Origin of the sequence: Pollutimonas rozaliensis (assembly GCF_048751585.1) — a bacterium.
Lineage (GTDB): Bacteria > Pseudomonadota > Gammaproteobacteria > Burkholderiales > Burkholderiaceae_B.
This window is the reverse complement of the sequence record NZ_JAZHOB010000001.1, coordinates 252,085-267,475: the sequence shown is the minus strand read 5'-3', so window position 1 is coordinate 267,475 and position 15,391 is coordinate 252,085. Positions and strand designations below refer to the sequence as shown.

14 protein-coding genes and 1 tRNA gene are annotated in these 15,391 nt (G+C 60.3%); 11 read left to right on the top strand and 4 right to left on the bottom strand.

Annotated elements, in window-relative coordinates; all coding sequences use genetic code 11:
* The first annotated feature begins 43 nt into the window (after positions 1–43).
* From V0R37_RS01160 to serS, 4 genes are read left to right on the top strand one after another with little or no spacing between them, the layout of a single operon-like run.
* Positions 44–2,398, top strand: a complete 2,355-nt coding sequence (locus V0R37_RS01160; protein WP_420372735.1) for a DNA translocase FtsK — start codon at positions 44–46, stop codon at positions 2,396–2,398.
* Positions 2,388–3,011: an outer membrane lipoprotein chaperone LolA gene (gene lolA, locus V0R37_RS01155; RefSeq protein WP_420372734.1), complete on the top strand. Its 624-nt coding sequence runs from the start codon at positions 2,388–2,390 to the stop codon at positions 3,009–3,011. The genes V0R37_RS01160 and lolA overlap by 11 nt, the downstream gene beginning before the upstream one ends.
* A 6-nt stretch (positions 3,012–3,017) precedes the next feature.
* Positions 3,018–4,439 (top strand): replication-associated recombination protein A, encoded by a 1,422-nt coding sequence (locus V0R37_RS01150; protein WP_420372733.1) that lies wholly within the window; start codon positions 3,018–3,020, stop codon positions 4,437–4,439.
* Positions 4,440–4,485: 46 nt separating this feature from the next.
* Positions 4,486–5,844: a serine--tRNA ligase gene (serS, locus tag V0R37_RS01145; RefSeq protein ID WP_420372732.1), complete on the top strand. Its 1,359-nt coding sequence runs from the start codon at positions 4,486–4,488 to the stop codon at positions 5,842–5,844.
* Between the two features lie 77 nt (positions 5,845–5,921).
* Here the strand turns inward: serS and V0R37_RS01140 are convergent, their stop codons facing one another.
* Positions 5,922–6,233 (bottom strand): virulence factor, encoded by a 312-nt coding sequence (locus tag V0R37_RS01140; protein WP_420372731.1) that lies wholly within the window; start codon positions 6,231–6,233, stop codon positions 5,922–5,924.
* Between the two features lie 145 nt (positions 6,234–6,378).
* Complete coding sequence (locus tag V0R37_RS01135; protein ID WP_420372730.1) at positions 6,379–6,912, bottom strand: hypothetical protein; 534 nt, start codon at positions 6,910–6,912, stop codon at positions 6,379–6,381.
* Positions 6,913–7,289: 377 nt separating this feature from the next.
* On the opposite strand from V0R37_RS01135, the gene V0R37_RS01130 reads away from it, so the two are divergent.
* A complete protein-coding gene (locus V0R37_RS01130) occupies positions 7,290–7,670 on the top strand; it encodes a DUF3597 domain-containing protein (protein ID WP_420372729.1) in 381 nt (126 codons plus the stop codon).
* An 88-nt stretch (positions 7,671–7,758) separates the two neighbouring features.
* On the opposite strand, the gene V0R37_RS01125 is transcribed toward V0R37_RS01130, so the two are convergent.
* Positions 7,759–7,849 (bottom strand) — tRNA-Ser (locus V0R37_RS01125).
* 208 nt (positions 7,850–8,057) lie between these two features.
* On the opposite strand from V0R37_RS01125, the gene V0R37_RS01120 reads away from it, so the two are divergent.
* Positions 8,058–8,840, top strand: coding sequence for a 3-hydroxybutyrate dehydrogenase (locus tag V0R37_RS01120; protein ID WP_420372728.1), 783 nt, complete (start codon positions 8,058–8,060; stop codon positions 8,838–8,840).
* Positions 8,841–8,876: 36 nt separating this feature from the next.
* Positions 8,877–9,668: a peroxide stress protein YaaA gene (yaaA, locus tag V0R37_RS01115; protein ID WP_420372727.1), complete on the top strand. Its 792-nt coding sequence runs from the start codon at positions 8,877–8,879 to the stop codon at positions 9,666–9,668.
* Positions 9,669–9,680: 12 nt separating this feature from the next.
* Here the strand turns inward: yaaA and V0R37_RS01110 are convergent, their stop codons facing one another.
* Positions 9,681–11,882 carry an FUSC family protein gene (locus V0R37_RS01110; protein WP_420372726.1) on the bottom strand — a complete coding sequence of 734 codons (2,202 nt, stop codon included), beginning with the start codon at positions 11,880–11,882 and terminating at the stop codon, positions 9,681–9,683.
* 128 nt (positions 11,883–12,010) lie between these two features.
* Here V0R37_RS01110 and V0R37_RS01105 point away from each other — a divergent pair, with 128 nt between their 5' ends.
* From V0R37_RS01105 to V0R37_RS01090, 4 genes are read left to right on the top strand one after another with little or no spacing between them, the layout of a single operon-like run.
* Positions 12,011–12,778 (top strand): SDR family NAD(P)-dependent oxidoreductase, encoded by a 768-nt coding sequence (locus V0R37_RS01105; protein ID WP_420372725.1) that lies wholly within the window; start codon positions 12,011–12,013, stop codon positions 12,776–12,778.
* An 11-nt stretch (positions 12,779–12,789) separates the two neighbouring features.
* Positions 12,790–13,986: an acyl-CoA dehydrogenase family protein gene (locus V0R37_RS01100; protein ID WP_420372724.1), complete on the top strand. Its 1,197-nt coding sequence runs from the start codon at positions 12,790–12,792 to the stop codon at positions 13,984–13,986.
* Between the two features lie 8 nt (positions 13,987–13,994).
* The gene (locus V0R37_RS01095) at positions 13,995–15,023 is read left to right on the top strand and encodes a phosphotransferase family protein (protein WP_420372723.1); all 1,029 of its coding nucleotides are present in this window, start codon (positions 13,995–13,997) and stop codon (positions 15,021–15,023) included.
* A complete protein-coding gene (locus tag V0R37_RS01090; protein ID WP_420372722.1) occupies positions 15,020–15,385 on the top strand; it encodes a DUF6285 domain-containing protein in 366 nt (121 codons plus the stop codon). Before V0R37_RS01095 ends, V0R37_RS01090 begins: the two co-directional genes overlap by 4 nt.
* Positions 15,386–15,391 lie beyond the last annotated feature (6 nt).

Genomic DNA, 15,391 nt, shown 5'->3' with positions numbered 1-15,391 from the left:
ACAGAAAATCCGAAAAAAGTGAACAGCCAATTATAATGAGTCCATGGCTAGATTACCCGCTACATCCCCGCGCTCCTCCCGCAACGTGCGTAATGGTCCCTCTCCCTTGCAGTCCAGGCTGTCGGGCTTGCTGCGCGAAGCGCGCTGGATCGTCTTTGCCGCGCTGGCTGCGTGGCTGGGTCTGGTGCTCGCGACCTGGCATCCGTCCGATCCCGCCTGGTCGCATTCCGTGCACACAACGACCATACTCAATAAAGGCGGCACACTGGGCGCCTATATCGCCGATTTCCTGCTTTTCCTATTCGGCTATTCCGCCTGGCTATGGGTGGTTCTGCTGGCGCAGAGGGTCGCATTGGGCTTTTATCGCCTGACCCACCTGCTGCTGCCCAATCGCGAAGAGCCTTTGCCGCGCGTGCGCTGGGAAGTCGGAATAGGCTTCTTTCTGCTGTTTATCGGCGCCATGGGCACGGAAGCCCTGCAATTGACGCAATTCGGCGCCCAGTTGCCGGCTGGCGCCGGCGGCCAGTTGGGCCAGTTGCTGGCGCATATCATGTCCTTGTCCATGGGCACCACGGGCTGCACGCTGTTGCTGCTGGTGTTCGCGGCGGTGGGCGCCAGCCTGTTCTTCGGGTTTTCCTGGCTGCTCGTGGCCGAGCGGGTGGGCCTGCTCATCGAAAAAGCCGCACGCCGGGTGCTGGAGCTGAAAGCGGCGCGGGAAGATCGCAAGGTCGGGCAGGCCAAGAAGGCCGAGCGCAATGAAATCGTGGTCGCCAAGCAGGAACAATTGGTCCACGAGCAACCGGTGCGCATCGAGCCGGCCATCACATCGGTTCCCAAGTCGGTGCGCGTCGAAAAGGAAAAGCAGAAAACCCTGTTTGCCGCGCCGGTCGAGGCGGGCGGATCGGGCGACCTGCCAGCCATAGATCTGCTGGACATGCCCGTCGAGCAGGCCGAGACGGTTTCGCCCGAAACCATTGAATACACCTCGCGCCTGATCGAGAAAAAACTGTCCGATTTCGGCGTCAAGGCCGTCGTGGTGGCCGCCCAGGCGGGGCCCGTCATCACCCGCTACGAAATCGAGCCGGCAACCGGCGTCAAGGGCAGCCAGATCGTCAACCTGGCCAAGGACCTGGCACGCGCACTCAGCCTGGTCAGCATCCGCGTCGTGGAAACCATTCCGGGCAAGAATCTGATGGGCCTGGAGCTGCCCAATCCCAAGCGGCAGATGGTCAAGCTGTCGGAAATCATCGGCTCGCAAACCTATCACGCCAGCGCGTCGATGCTGACCATGGCGCTGGGCAAGGATATCGCCGGCAATCCGGTCGTGGCCGATCTTGCCAAGATGCCCCACCTGCTGGTCGCGGGCACCACCGGTTCGGGCAAGTCCGTGGGCATCAATGCCATGATCCTGTCCTTGTTGTACAAGGCCGATGCGACGCAAGTCAGGCTGATCCTGATCGATCCCAAGATGCTCGAAATGAGCGTCTACGAAGGCATACCCCATCTGCTGGCGCCGGTGGTCACCGATATGCGCCATGCCGCCAACGCCCTGAATTGGTGTGTGGGTGAAATGGAAAAACGCTATCGCCTCATGAGCAAGATGGGCGTGCGCAACCTGGCCGGCTACAACACCAAGATACGCGACGCCATCAAGCGTGAAGAGCCCATACCCAATCCCTTTTCCCTGACGCCCGACGCGCCCGAGCCCTTGTCGACACTGCCCATGATCGTGGTGGTCATCGACGAGCTGGCCGATTTGATGATGGTCGTCGGCAAGAAGATCGAAGAGCTCATCGCCCGCCTGGCCCAGAAAGCCCGCGCGGCGGGGATTCATCTTATTCTGGCCACCCAGCGCCCCAGCGTCGATGTCATCACGGGGCTGATCAAGGCCAACATTCCCACCCGCATCGCTTTCCAGGTGTCATCCAAGATCGACTCGCGCACGATTCTGGACCAGATGGGCGCGGAGGCATTGCTTGGACAGGGGGATATGCTGTATTTGCCTCCCGGTAGCGGCTTGCCCGCCCGGGTGCACGGCGCATTCGTGCACGACGACGAGGTGCATCGTGTCGTGGAAGCCCTGAAAGAGCAGGGCGAGCCCAACTACATCGAGGGCCTGCTGGAAGGCGCGCTGGAAGGCGAAACCGGCGATGGCGTAGGCGGTGTAACCGGCTTTGCCGACGCCGAGTCCGATCCCTTGTATGATCAGGCCGTGGAAGTAATCCTGAAAAACCGGCGGGCATCCATTTCGTCGGTGCAGCGCAATCTGCGCATAGGCTATAACCGCGCGGCCCGCCTGCTGGAGCAAATGGAGCAGGCCGGGCTGGTCTCCGCCATGCAGTCCAATGGCAATCGTGAAATCCTGGTTCCAGCGGGGAATTCCTCCAATGAAGATTAAACACTTAGCGGCTGCCATATGCATGGCCGCCAGCCCCTTGCTTGCCTGGTCGGCCGATGCGCCCTCGCAATTGCGCAAGTTCATTGCCCAGGTTCCTTCCGCGACGGGACAGTTCAGCCAGCAGCGCGTGGATGGCCAAGCGCAGGGCAAGGCCCCCCAAACGGGCGAATTCTCGTTTCTGCGGCCCGGCAAGTTCCGATGGGCCGTCAAGAAGCCATACGAGCAGCTCATTGTTTCCGACGGCAAGCAGGTCTATCAGTACGATCCCGACCTGGCCCAGGTCAGCGTGCGCGGCGTGGACCAGTCCCTGGGCGCATCGCCGGCGGCCATCCTGTTCGGCTCGGGTTCGTTGGACCAGGCCTTTGATATCGCCGCCTTGCCGGGCAAGGATGGACTGGACTGGCTGCGCGCCAAGCCGCACGGCGCCGATGCCGGATTCACGCATGTGGATATCGGCTTCGCGGACGGGCTTCCCGCCAGGCTGGAGCTGCTCGATTCCTTCGGCCAGACGACGCGCATCGATCTTAGCCATATCGTGTCCAATCCCAAGCTGGATGCGGACGAATTCACCTTCACGCCGCCTGCGGGCGTTGATGTCGTCAAGATGCAGTAGGCCTGTATGGCAAGCTCCCACGATTTATTCGGGTCCGCCATCGCTTCCACGCACGCGCCCCTGGCCGAGCGCATGCGCCCCAGGACGCTGGACGATGTAGTCGGCCAAGCGCATTTATTGGGTCCCGGCAAGCCCTTGCGAGTCGCGTTCCAGTCGGGACGGCCTCATTCCATGATTTTCTGGGGGCCTCCGGGCGTGGGCAAGACAACCCTGGCACGCCTTATGGCCGACGGCTTCGATGCCCAGTTCCTGGCGATGTCGGCTGTGCTGGGCGGGGTCAAGGACATACGCGAGGCGGTGGTTTCCGCTCAGGTCGCCCAGGGGCAGGGCAGGCGCACCATCCTTTTCGTCGATGAGGTCCACCGCTTCAACAAGGCGCAGCAGGACGCTTTTTTGCCCTATGTGGAAAGCGGCCTGTTCACCTTCATCGGAGCCACCACCGAAAACCCCTCTTTCGAGGTCAATTCGGCGCTGCTGTCACGAGCGCGGGTCTATGTGCTGCAGTCCTTGTCTGTCGACGAGCTGCAAGAGCTCATCGATCGCGCCATTGCCCTGCTTAACCGGGATGGCTCCGGTACGGGCGCGGGGGCCGACGCGGCTGTTATCGCTGCTCCGGGCGAGGATGCCGTTCAGGGCTCGGCGGCTGGCGATGCCGCCCCACCTGTTCTTCTGGATTTCGATCCCGCCGCGCGCGAGCAATTGGCGCGTTGGGCGGACGGCGATGCGCGCCGCGTCATCAACGCCATGGAGGTCGTGGCCGAATCCGCGCGCGACGCGGGCGTGGCCGTGGTCGACAGCGCCTGGCTGGAAACGTCGCTGTCGCAGAATCTGCGCCGTTTCGATAAGGGAGGCGATGCCTTCTACGATCAGATCAGCGCCCTGCACAAGGCGGTCCGCGGCTCAGACCCGGATGCTTCCCTGTATTGGTTTGCCCGCATGCTGGATGGCGGGGCGGACCCGCGCTATCTGTCGCGGCGCATCGTGCGCATGGCCATCGAGGACATAGGGCTGGCCGACCCCCGCGCCACCGAACTGGCCCTGAACGGCGCCGACATCTACGAGCGCCTGGGGTCGCCGGAGGGCGAGCTGGCCCTGGCCCAGGCGGTGGTCTACATGGCTTGCGCCGCCAAATCGAACGCGGTGTACAGCGCTTACAAAATGGCCCGGCGCTATGCCGAGGAAAACGGCAGTGCGCCGGTTCCCATGCATTTGCGCAACGCGCCCACCAAGCTCATGAAGGAACTGGGCCACGGTCACGCATACCGTTACGCGCACGACGAGCCGCACGGCTATGCCGCGGGCGAAAGCTACTTCCCCGATGGCCTGCGGGCCAGCTTCTACAAGCCGACCGACCGCGGGCTAGAAGGTAAAATCTCCGAAAAGCTGGCATTCTTGCGGCAGTTGGACAAGCAGAGCAAGTCCAAATAGCCGCCAGCATGCCCGCCGTATCCTTTAATTTTTTTCTTGGTTGATTATGTTAGACCCCAATCAGTTGCGTAAAGATCTGCCCATCGTCGTCAAGGCCCTGCAGCTTCGCGGCATTGCCTTCGACACCGACCGCTTCAACCAACTGGAAGCGCGACGCAAGTCGGTTCAGGTGGAAACCGAGGCTTTGCAGGCGCGGCGCAATGCGGTCTCCAAGCTGATTGGCCAACTGAAATCAAAAGGGGAAGACGCCAGCAAGGAAATGGCCGAGTCGCAGCAGATTCCGGCCCGCCTGAAGGAACTGGAACTGGATCTGGCGGCGGTGCAGGGCGAGCTGAACGAATGGCTGATGACCATTCCCAACCTGCCTCATGAAAGCGTGCCCGCCGGCAAGGATAGCGACGATAACGTCGAAGTGCGCCGCTGGCTTCCGCCCGGCATGGCCACCGACGCCAATGGCAACCCCGCGCCGTTTACCTTCGAGCCCAAGGACCACGTGGCTTTGGGCGAGCCCATGGGCCTGGATTTTGAAACGGCCCGTAAACTGTCCGGCGCCCGCTTCATGATGCTGCGCGGCCCTGTCGCCCGCCTGCATCGCGCGCTGGCCCAGTTCATGCTGGATCTTCAGACCACCGAGCATGGCTATCAAGAATGCTATACCCCATACATTGTCAACAGCTCCACCCTGTTCGGCACCGGGCAATTGCCCAAATTCAAGGACGACATGTTCTGGGTGACCAAAGGCGGGCAAGACGAGGACTCTGAACGGGATGAGCAGGGAAACACGGTCGCCCGTGAAGATCTGTACCTGATCTCGACCTCTGAGATCACCTTGGCCGGATCGGTGCGCGATACCATCATCCCTCAACAGGACCTGCCTCTTAAACTGACCGCCCACACACCCTGCTTCCGTTCCGAGGCGGGCAGCGGAGGCCGCGATACCCGCGGCATGATACGCCAGCATCAGTTCGATAAAGTCGAAATGGTGCAGATCGTTCATCCGGAGCAGTCCTACCAGGTGCTCGAAGAGATGGTGGGCCATGCCGAGACGGTGCTGCAGCGCCTGGGCGTGGCCTATCGAGTGGTATTGCTGTGCGGCGGCGACATGGGTTTCGGCTCCACCAAAACCTACGATATCGAGGTCTGGCTGCCGGCCCAGAACACCTGGCGCGAAATTTCGTCGATATCCAACTGCGAAGCCTTTCAGGCGCGCCGCATGCAAGCCCGCTACCGCCCCGAAAAAGGCAAGCCTGAATACCTCCACACCTTGAATGGATCCGGCTTGGCCGTTGGCCGGGCGCTTGTCGCGGTGCTGGAGAATTATCAGCAAGAAGACGCAAGCATCGTCATCCCGGAGGTGCTGCGCCCCTACATGGGCGGACTTGACCGCTTGGCAGCGGGAACCTGAAAGCAAAAGGCCCGCTTGCTGGCGGGCCTTGCGGGCAACTGGACCCCGCTTAAAGCGGGGATGTCTGTTTTGCCTGGTCAGTCGTCCCAACCGCCGCGATGGCGGCGGTGATGCTTGCCGCGATGCTTGTATTCTTTATAGTGCCTGTGGCCACGGTATTCTTCACGGTAATAGCGTGAGCGATAAACGGGTACCGGCCTATATACGCGTTCGGGCAGTATCACCACCCTGGGGCGTTCCACGTATCGAACCGGCGGATAGTAGTAATCGGGTTCACTATAGATAATGCCTGGCACCCCGATGGAAATATCCACATCGACGCGCGCCATGGCGGCATTGGAGCCCAACATGGCTGTAGCAGCCGCCGCGAGCAATAGCAGTTTTTTCATGCGAGCACCTGTTTATTAATTCGTTCAGCCTATTGTGCCGTTTATTGGTTTCAGAACGGTTAGGCGAAACAGGTAAAGCGCTTCAAAAAGCTACAGCCATATGGCCGGTATGGACCATGATTACATTTGATAACGCCTGTTGTTGTTATTTGGCATGCCGAATCAGGTAGCTGATCAGGTGATGGCGTCGGCGCGGTTGTTTTTTGTGCTTTCCAATGCCGGGCGCCGAATAGGCGGGGCGGCTTACCGGCCGGTGGCTGTGTATCGTTGACGACACCCAGGCCCCATCGTCCGATTCGGCGGCGCTTGCCGATACCCGGCCTGTTCCCGCGGGAAGGAAGCCCGGGGGCGGCTTCGCATGCCCCCCATCGCTTCCTTTCGGGCTTTCGTCGACCTCGTCGGTGGATGGAGATGACAGGGTCAGTACGCTGAACAAGACCACGATCCAAAATAGCAGGGAAAGCGTGACCGACAGCAGCCCGTCAAGGCTGCCGTAGCCGGTGGCTTCGGAAGCCTTGATGCCAAGAAACGATGACAGGTAAGGGATATGGCCCAGCCCTTCGACCAGAAGATTGCCAGGCAAGCGATACACGAACTTGACCGATTCCCAGAGTTCCCACAGGCTATAGGCCCCGTCGTGATTGATATCGACGACCAAGTGCAGAGATTCGATTTTCATGACGGCTCCTTTAAGCTAGCTAGCCGGCCCTGTCATGATATGCATGCCAAAGCCGAAATTCAGAAGGCGCGACGGCCTCTTTACCAACTCATGACACTTGGTAACACTATAGGCTTTTACGGAAATTGTGGCAACGTAAACCTGACCTTGGCGCAACGCAAGGCTGGCGGGCCCGCCAGCCGCTACCCGGCGCTTGCGGATGTCCGGATGGGACGCAACAATGTCTGGAATCTTGACAGTTCTTGATCTTGGTAATTTGTTTGATACGACATTAGAGAGGGAAGGTTGGTATATTCAGAGATAAGTGATGTGTTCAAGCGCCGATGCGATTGGTTTGCGGACTCACTTTCCAATGACTTGAATCTCCAGGAGATAGCATGAGTTTCTTTAGCAAAATTCTAGAAAAATTGGGCATTGGTACCGCTGATGCCGCTCCAGCTCCCGCTGACAATGCATCTGCGGCGGCGCAAGCCACGGCCTCATCGGCAGCCTTGCCTATGGTCGATGTGGTTGCCCAATTAGAGAAAAGCGCGGCGGCGAATTCTCAGAAATTGAACTGGCGCACTTCCATTGTCGACTTGCTCAAGCTTTTGAACATGGACAGCAGCTTTGCCGCACGCAAGGAGCTGGCCACCGAGCTTGGCTGCCCAGCGAACCTGATGGATGATTCGGCTCAAATGAATATCTGGCTGCACAAAACGGTGCTTGCCCGCATTGCCGCCAACGGCGGCAACGTTCCTCCGGAACTCCTGGATTAAGCCAAGGGTTGAACGCGCCGGGCGAAAGCTCTTCGCGCGCTGTAAACAAAAAGGGCTGCCTTGCGGGGCAGCCCTTTTTAGATTTCATTGGCGGACAGGGTGGGATTCGAACCCACGGTACGGGGTTACCGTACGCCTGATTTCGAGTCAGGTACATTCGACCACTCTGCCACCTGTCCTGTTTACTGCATTTTTACTGCTATTGCCCGCTAGGCCCATTGCTTGAAGTCTGGTCGAAAACCAAGCGGCGTAAGTAGGCAAGTCCGCTATTCTAGCAAGGAAATAAAAAAATTCATAATCGCCTTGCCGGCCGATTGGGGGGCGGTATCGGGCGGTACACTAATACCGGAATGCAGGGCTTTTTGGACCCAATAAGAAAGGAACGACATGCTTACAGGTAAACGTGCAGTCATCACAGGTTCGACCAGCGGTATAGGCCTTGCCATGGCCCGCGAATTTGCGGCCAATGGCGCCAACGTGGTCATCAATGGTTTCGGCGATGCCGCCGCCATTGAAAAAGAGCGGGTCAATATTGAATTGGAATTCGACGTCAAGGCGTATTACATCAATGCCGACCTGATGAAGTCGGACGCAACTCGCGAATTCATCGATGCGGCCGTGAAGGCTCTGGGCGGTATCGACATCCTGGTCAATAATGCCGGCATCCAGCACACCGATTTGATCGAAAACTTCCCGGTCGAGCGCTGGGATGCCATTATCGCCTTGAATCTTTCAGCGGTTTTCCACGGCACTGCGGCCGCCCTGCCGCATATGAAGAAGCAGGGTTGGGGCCGTATCATCAACATTGCTTCGGCGCATGGGCTGGTGGCTTCCGCCAATAAATCGGCCTATGTCGCGGCCAAGCATGGCGTGGTCGGCCTGACCAAGGTCACGGCGCTTGAGAACGCGGGCAATGGCGTCACCTGCAATGCCATCTGCCCGGGATGGGTGCGTACCGCGCTGGTGGAAAAGCAGATCGAAGCCTTGGCGCAAAAGGCGGGCACGGACATCGAAACGGCCGCCAAAGAACTGCTTGCCGAAAAACAGCCTTCTCTTCAGTTCGTCACACCCAAGCAATTGGCGGGCGCGGCGGTGTTCCTGTCCTCGGAAGCGGCCGATCAAATGACCGGCACGACCTTGACCCTGGACGGAGGCTGGACGGCGCGCTAGCGTGCCGCCGAATATTCATCACTCAAGGAAACAATAATGCTGTTGCTACTGTCGCCGGCGAAAAAGCTGGACTACGACTCGCCTGTGCGCACCACCTTGCATACGCAACCTTTGTTCGTGGACCAGGCGGCCGGCCTGATCAAGGTCCTGAAGAAAAAATCCGCCACCGAAGTGGCCGATCTGATGAAACTTAGCCAGGCATTGGCCAAGCTCAACGTGGATCGCTATGCCGCCTGGAAGCCGGTATTCGATCAAACCAATTCCCGTCAGGCTGTGCTGGCCTTCAATGGCGATGTCTATGAAGGCCTGGACGCATCGAGCTTGTCCGATGCGAAGCTGAAATGGGCTCAGGAACACCTGGCCTTGCTTAGCGGGTTGTATGGCGTGCTGCGGCCGCTGGACCTGATGCGTCCCTATCGGCTAGAGATGGGCACGCGGCTGGAAACCGGCAAGGGAAAGAATCTGTACGAATATTGGGGCAGCTCGATTGCGGGCTATCTGAACGAGCGTCTGGATGCCTTGCCCGGAGCCCGGAAGGCGTCGTCCCGGGTGGTGCTGAATCTTGCATCCGAAGAGTATTTCAAGGCAGTGGATCTGAAAACGCTACAGGCCAGGGTGGTTCAATGTGTTTTCCAGGATTACAAGAACGGTGCCTGGAAAGTAATCAGTTTCCATGCCAAGCGGGCACGCGGACTGATGGCCCGCCATGTCATTGAAAACAAGATCGCGACGGTCGATGCCTTGCAGGGATTCGCCAGCGAAGGCTATGCCTATGCCGCATCCGAATCCTCCGCCGACAAGCTGGTGTTCAGGCGCAAGCAGGCTTGATGGCGCAGGCGATTATGCGCCATTGCTGGCGGTTTCAAGGCCGCGCATTTCCTGCCGTATCAATTGCGCGGCTTTGACCATCTGCCGCAAGGGATAGGCCAGGGCGGCAAGCTCGCCTTCGGTCTCTATGGAAGCCGGCGGATCGGCATCCTTGTCGTCCAGATATAGCTCGACGGCGTCCAGCGATTTGCGGATGCCTTCCGGAACGTCGGTGAGGCTGGCCAGGATAGGTATCGCCGATGTGATCTGCGATGCCAGGACGTGGTTTTGTATAAGCAGATTGTTCAATTCCGGAACATTGTTCTGGCGCTTGATCGGCTCGTCCATCATCCGATAGAAGGCGGCGGCGAAATTGCCGAAGGCGATATGCATGTTCTTGCGCGCCACCCGCCAATGGACTTCGGCCTCGTGCTGCTTGGCGTCCAGTTCCGCGGAGCTGGACGCCGCCTGAGCGCGTGTAAGTTCGGCATAGCGCAGGCCGGCCTTCAGGAAGGCCTGGTTCGATTTCCTGGCGGCCCTGGCCAGCGAGCCCATGAAGCTGTGTTCCCACCAGGGCAGAATGTAGCTGCACAACAGTGCCAGGCCGCATCCTATGAAGGTGTCGGCCAGCCTTTCTCCGATGACGGCATTGGTGGTGGGCGACAGGAAATGGAAGACCAGCAGCACGAACAGGGTATTGAAGATGGCCGCGGCCATGAAATTCACCTGTATCAGGCTATAGCCCAGCACGCAAGTCACGACCAGCACGGCAAGGTAGATGTCGGGGCTGTGGGTGATGTTGAACAGCAGCAAGGCCAGGCCGCAGCCTATCAGTGTTCCGATCAGACGCCAGCCGTTGCGCTGGCGCGTCAGCGCAAAGCCGGGCTTCATGACGACCAGGATGGTCAGGACTATCCAATAGCTGTGGGCGCTAAGCCCGGACCCCATTCTTTCGAGGACACCGGTGTGCGCCACCACGGCTGAAAGCGTCATGGCAAGCAGGGCGGCAATGGCCACGCGCGAGGCATAGCGAAAATGCGAGGAGTCCATGCGCAGGTTGCTGGTCAGCATGCCCAGGCGCCAGGTCTTGCGCGACAGGAATCGGTCCAGCGACTTGTCCAGGCGCATGTCCACCAATTCCGTATTGCCCACGCCGCTTATATGCTCGGCCATGCGATCGACCAGGCGCGTCGCATTGCGCAAGCGGCGCAGCACTTGCACCAGCAGGGCGTAGACCTCGGGTTCGCTGTCGACCATGCCGCCCTCGCGGTATTTTTCCAGTTCGTATTCAATGGCGCGCAGCTCCGCCTTGACGCTGTTGCGCTCTTTGACATGCCGGTTGCGCGCGACATTGAACGCGATATCGGCCACATTGATGGACAGCTTGCGCAGCGCATCCCGGCTGAAGATCAGCACGTCGCTGTTGGGCAGGGTGCGGCGCAAGGTGGCGTAGTCGGTATGGGTGGCGACCAGGCTGTCCAGCAGCGCGACCATATCGATGAAGATATTCAGCGATGCGGTGCGCAGGCGATCGGCGCGGCCCCGTCCTTTGGGAAGCTCGCGCAGGACAGTGTCGCGCGCCGCCTGGTGTTTGTCGGTCATGGCCGATTGCGTGTGGATCAGAAGCCGGTAGCTTTCATCCAGATCGGAATTCACATCGTAGAAACGGGACCTGGCGGCCATGTAATCGGCGGTTGCGAACAAGGCGACGGATAGCGCCTGCAGCTCTTCACGGTGCCAGAGCAGCCGGTGCGCCGCGAAGCTGAACGCAAAATAGAAGACGCCGCCCAGGAAGGAATAAATCGTGTGCTCAAGCACTTCGTGGGGGGCCAGAGGCACGCGCATGGTCAATGTCATGATCAGCAGACAGGCAAAACCGAGCAGGCCGCCTTGCTTGCCAAAAACCGTGAACATTGAGAACAGGAAGCACAGGCAGGGAACCACCAGCCAGATCAGCAGGCTGTGCGAGGACGCCAGTCCGGTTACGGCGGCGGTCAGCGAGCCCAGCAAGATGGCGGCCAGCATGCCGTTGGTTCCATATCGCCGCGGTCCGCCGGGCTGGTCGATGATGGCGACGCAGGCGGCGCCGATGGCGGCAATCATGCCTACGCTGTACATCTGGAAGACGCCCACCAGAATCAGCGCCGGAAGCAATACGCCTATGGCTTGCCGCAGGCCGCCAAAAAAATAATGGCTGTAAAGAAAGCGCTGGAGCTGGGGTATGCGTGTGATCATGCAAACTCCGAATGACGGGAGGCAAGAAAGTATAGATGCAAAACGAAGTCCCGATTGGCAAGGCCGCGGTTCGTTGACATTATCGAACGATCGTTCTATTCTTTGGCGAAAGAAGAGGGGAGGCTGAAATGGATGTCGGATTCCGCTTGGATGGCAAAGTTGCGCTGGTAACCGGCGCGGCCGGAGCGCTCGGCTCGCATTTTGCCGGCACGCTGGGCCGTGCCGGTGCCACCGTCATTCTGGCCGGACGGCGCCTTCAGCCCCTGGAGCAACTGGCGGCGCAGCTGCGCGGCGCAAATATCGACGGGCACGCGCTGCACATGGATGTCGGCGATCCCGCCAGCGTAGAGCTGGCTTTCCGGCAAGCCTGGTCGCTTTGCGGCATCGTCGACATCCTGGTGTGCAATGCCGGCGTGGCGGTCAACAAGAAATCGCTCGATATACTGGCCGACGAGTGGTCGCAGGTCGTCGACGTCAATCTGAAAGGCAGCTGGCTGGTGTGCAAGCAGGCCGCGCGGCACTTGGTGGATGCCGGCAAGCCCGGCTCCATCATCACGGTCACCTCCATACTGGGGCATCGCGTTGCCGCCGCTGTACTGCCTTACGCCGCGTCGAAAGCGGGGCTGGAGCACATGACCCGCGCCATGGCGCTGGAGTGGGCCCGCTACGGCATACGTGTCAACGCGCTGGCCCCGGGATACATGGAAACCAACTTGAATCGCGATTTCTTCGCATCGGAAGCGGGCCAGGCCCTGATCAAGCGTATCCCTCAGCGCAGGCTGGGCACGCCGCGGGATCTGGATGGCGCCTTGCTGCTGCTTGCGTCCGATGCATCTCTTTATATGACCGGCAGTTCCATCGTGGTCGATGGCGGTCATTTGCAGTCGTCTCTTTGAGGGCCAGCCATATGGACTTTACCTTGTCGCCGCGAGGCGAAGGATACCGCAGCCGCATCAGGGCGTTTGTCGAGCAGGAGCTCCTTCCTCTTGAAGAGCGCGCCGATTCGTATGACGAACACGAGAACATCGATTTGGCCCTGCTTCGGAACATGCGCGGCAAAGCCCGTGAGCAGGATTTATGGTGCCTGCAAATGCCCAGGGAGCGGGGCGGACAAGGCTTGAGCATCGTTGAAATGGCCGCATGCTACGAAGAGATGAACCGGTCCATTTTCGGACCGGTCGTGTTCAACTCGGCGGCTCCCGACGACGGCAACATGATGGTGCTCAACAAGGTGGCCACCGAAGCTCAGAAAGAACGCTGGCTGCAACCCATCATCAATGGCCAGGTGCAGTCGTCCTTTGTCATGACCGAGCCTGCGCCGGGTTCGGGGTCCGACCCGGCCATGATGCGTACCGTCGCCGTGCGCAAGGGCGACCGCTGGATAGTCAACGGCGTCAAGCATTTCATCACCGGCGCGGCGGCGGCGTCCCATTTCATTTTGATTGCGCGCACATCCGACGATGCGCGCAAGGGCTTGACGGCCTTTCTGTTTCACAAGGACGATCCGGGCTGGGAGATCCTTCGGCGCATACCCATCATGGGTCCCGAGGAGCATGGCGGGCATTGCGAGCTAAGGTTCGACAATATGGCCATACCCGACGAGAATCGCCTGATGGAAGTCGGAGACGGCCTGAAGCTGACGCAAATCCGTCTGGGCCCGGCACGGCTGACTCACTGCATGCGCTGGCTGGGCCTGTCCAAGCGTGCGCTGGAGATCGCCGCCGACTATGTCGGCCACCGCGAAGCCTTCGGATCGCGGCTCGCCGATCGGGAAGGGGTGCAGTGGATGCTGGGCGAGGCCGCCATGGCCATCCAGACAGGCCGCCTGTTGACCATGCATGCGGCCTGGAAGCTCGATCAGGGCGATTTCGCCCGCAAGGAAGTGTCCATGGCCAAGGTGGCGGTCGCAAACGTCTTGCAGCAGTCGGCCGATACCGCCATCCAGTTATGCGGCGCCAGGGGCTATTCCAAAGATACACGCCTTGAATGGATATACCGCTATGCGCGCCAGGCCCGGCTTGTCGACGGCGCGTCCGAAGTGCATAAAATGGTCCTGTCCCGGCAAATGATGAAAGAGGGCGGCGATTTCTGGAAATGGGGCTAGGGAGGCAAATGAGCCCGGAAGCCATACAGCGCGAATTGGTGCTTTATGTTCAGCAGCGGACCGGCGCGCAGCGCGCCGAGCCGCTGGCCTTCTCGCGCCTGTCGGGCGGCGCCATACAAAGCAACTATGCCCTGTCGGTCGAATGCCTGGGCGGCAGCCGGCCAGGCAGGCTGGATCTGGTCGTGCGCAGCGATTCGCCGTCCAAGGTCGATGCCAGCCTGACGCGCGAACAGGAATTCCAGGTCTTGCGCGTGGCGCGCCAGGCCGGGGTGACGGTACCCGAGCCGCTATGGCTGTGTACCGATACGTCGGTCATCGGCAATGTATTTTGCATCATGGCCCGTGTTCCGGGCATGGCGGAAGGGCGCAAGCTGGTTCGCGCGCAACTGGAAGACCGGCAGGTCAAGAACATTACCGAGCAGTTGGGAAGGGAGCTGGCGCGCTTGCACACAGTATGCCCGCCCGACGCCAGACTGGATTTTCTTCCGGTGCCGGCGGGTTCGCCGGCATTGTGGCGGGTGCAGGCCTATCGCGATGCGCTGGATCGCATACCGGAGCCGCATCCCGTCCTGGAATGGTCCTTGAACTGGTTGCAGGACAACGCTCCCGAAAGCGCCGGGATTGTGCTGTGCCATTGCGATTTCCGGACGGGCAACTACATGGTCGATCAGGGGCGGGTCAGCGGCATACTCGATTGGGAGTTCGCCGCCTGGAGCGATCCTTACGAAGACCTGGGATGGCTGTGCGCCAAAAGCTGGCGTTTCGGCGTCAACGACAAGGCGGTCGGCGGAATTGGCCATAAGACGGACTTGTTCGCCGCTTATGGCCAGGCCAGCGGCCGCCCGGTCGATGGCAATGCGGTGCTCTACTGGGAGGCCATGGGCATGACGCGCTGGGCAATCATTGCCTTGCAGCAGGCCCAGCGCCACATTTCGGGCGGACAGGCCTCGCTGGAGCTGGCCCTGACCGGACGGCTGGTGCCCGAAATCGAATTCGACTTGCTCGAGCATATCCAACACCACGGAGGGAGCGCATGAATAACCGGCCTTACGGAAATGAACTGCTGAGCGTGGCGCGGCGTACGCTGTTGGACGAATTATTGCCTTTACTGCCCCCTGAAAAGACCTACGATGCTCTTATGATCGCCAATGCCATGGCGATCGCCGCGCGCGAACTGGCGCCGCACGCGGCCGACGACGAGTCGGCCCGTTGCGAGATCCGGCGCTTTCACGCCGAGACGGGGCGGGATGGATCCGCCCAGGCTAGCGAACATGAGTTGGCGGCCCTGATACGGGAGCGTGCCATCCGCGAGTCGGACTATCCGCGTCTGCGGGAACTGCTGCTGACGTTGACGAGGGCCAAACTGCTGCTTTGCAACCCCAGGCATCTGGACCGGTAGAGGGCA

Coding starts and splice junctions, on each gene's coding strand:
- V0R37_RS01160 (WP_420372735.1), top strand. CDS start 44: ATGGCTAGATTACCCGCTACATCCCCGCGCTCCTCCCGCAACGTGCGT.
- lolA (WP_420372734.1), top strand. CDS start 2,388: ATGAAGATTAAACACTTAGCGGCTGCCATATGCATGGCCGCCAGCCCC.
- V0R37_RS01150 (WP_420372733.1), top strand. CDS start 3,018: ATGGCAAGCTCCCACGATTTATTCGGGTCCGCCATCGCTTCCACGCAC.
- serS (WP_420372732.1), top strand. CDS start 4,486: ATGTTAGACCCCAATCAGTTGCGTAAAGATCTGCCCATCGTCGTCAAG.
- V0R37_RS01140 (WP_420372731.1), bottom strand. CDS start 6,233: ATGAAAAAACTGCTATTGCTCGCGGCGGCTGCTACAGCCATGTTGGGC.
- V0R37_RS01135 (WP_420372730.1), bottom strand. CDS start 6,912: ATGAAAATCGAATCTCTGCACTTGGTCGTCGATATCAATCACGACGGG.
- V0R37_RS01130 (WP_420372729.1), top strand. CDS start 7,290: ATGAGTTTCTTTAGCAAAATTCTAGAAAAATTGGGCATTGGTACCGCT.
- V0R37_RS01120 (WP_420372728.1), top strand. CDS start 8,058: ATGCTTACAGGTAAACGTGCAGTCATCACAGGTTCGACCAGCGGTATA.
- yaaA (WP_420372727.1), top strand. CDS start 8,877: ATGCTGTTGCTACTGTCGCCGGCGAAAAAGCTGGACTACGACTCGCCT.
- V0R37_RS01110 (WP_420372726.1), bottom strand. CDS start 11,882: ATGATCACACGCATACCCCAGCTCCAGCGCTTTCTTTACAGCCATTAT.
- V0R37_RS01105 (WP_420372725.1), top strand. CDS start 12,011: ATGGATGTCGGATTCCGCTTGGATGGCAAAGTTGCGCTGGTAACCGGC.
- V0R37_RS01100 (WP_420372724.1), top strand. CDS start 12,790: ATGGACTTTACCTTGTCGCCGCGAGGCGAAGGATACCGCAGCCGCATC.
- V0R37_RS01095 (WP_420372723.1), top strand. CDS start 13,995: ATGAGCCCGGAAGCCATACAGCGCGAATTGGTGCTTTATGTTCAGCAG.
- V0R37_RS01090 (WP_420372722.1), top strand. CDS start 15,020: ATGAATAACCGGCCTTACGGAAATGAACTGCTGAGCGTGGCGCGGCGT.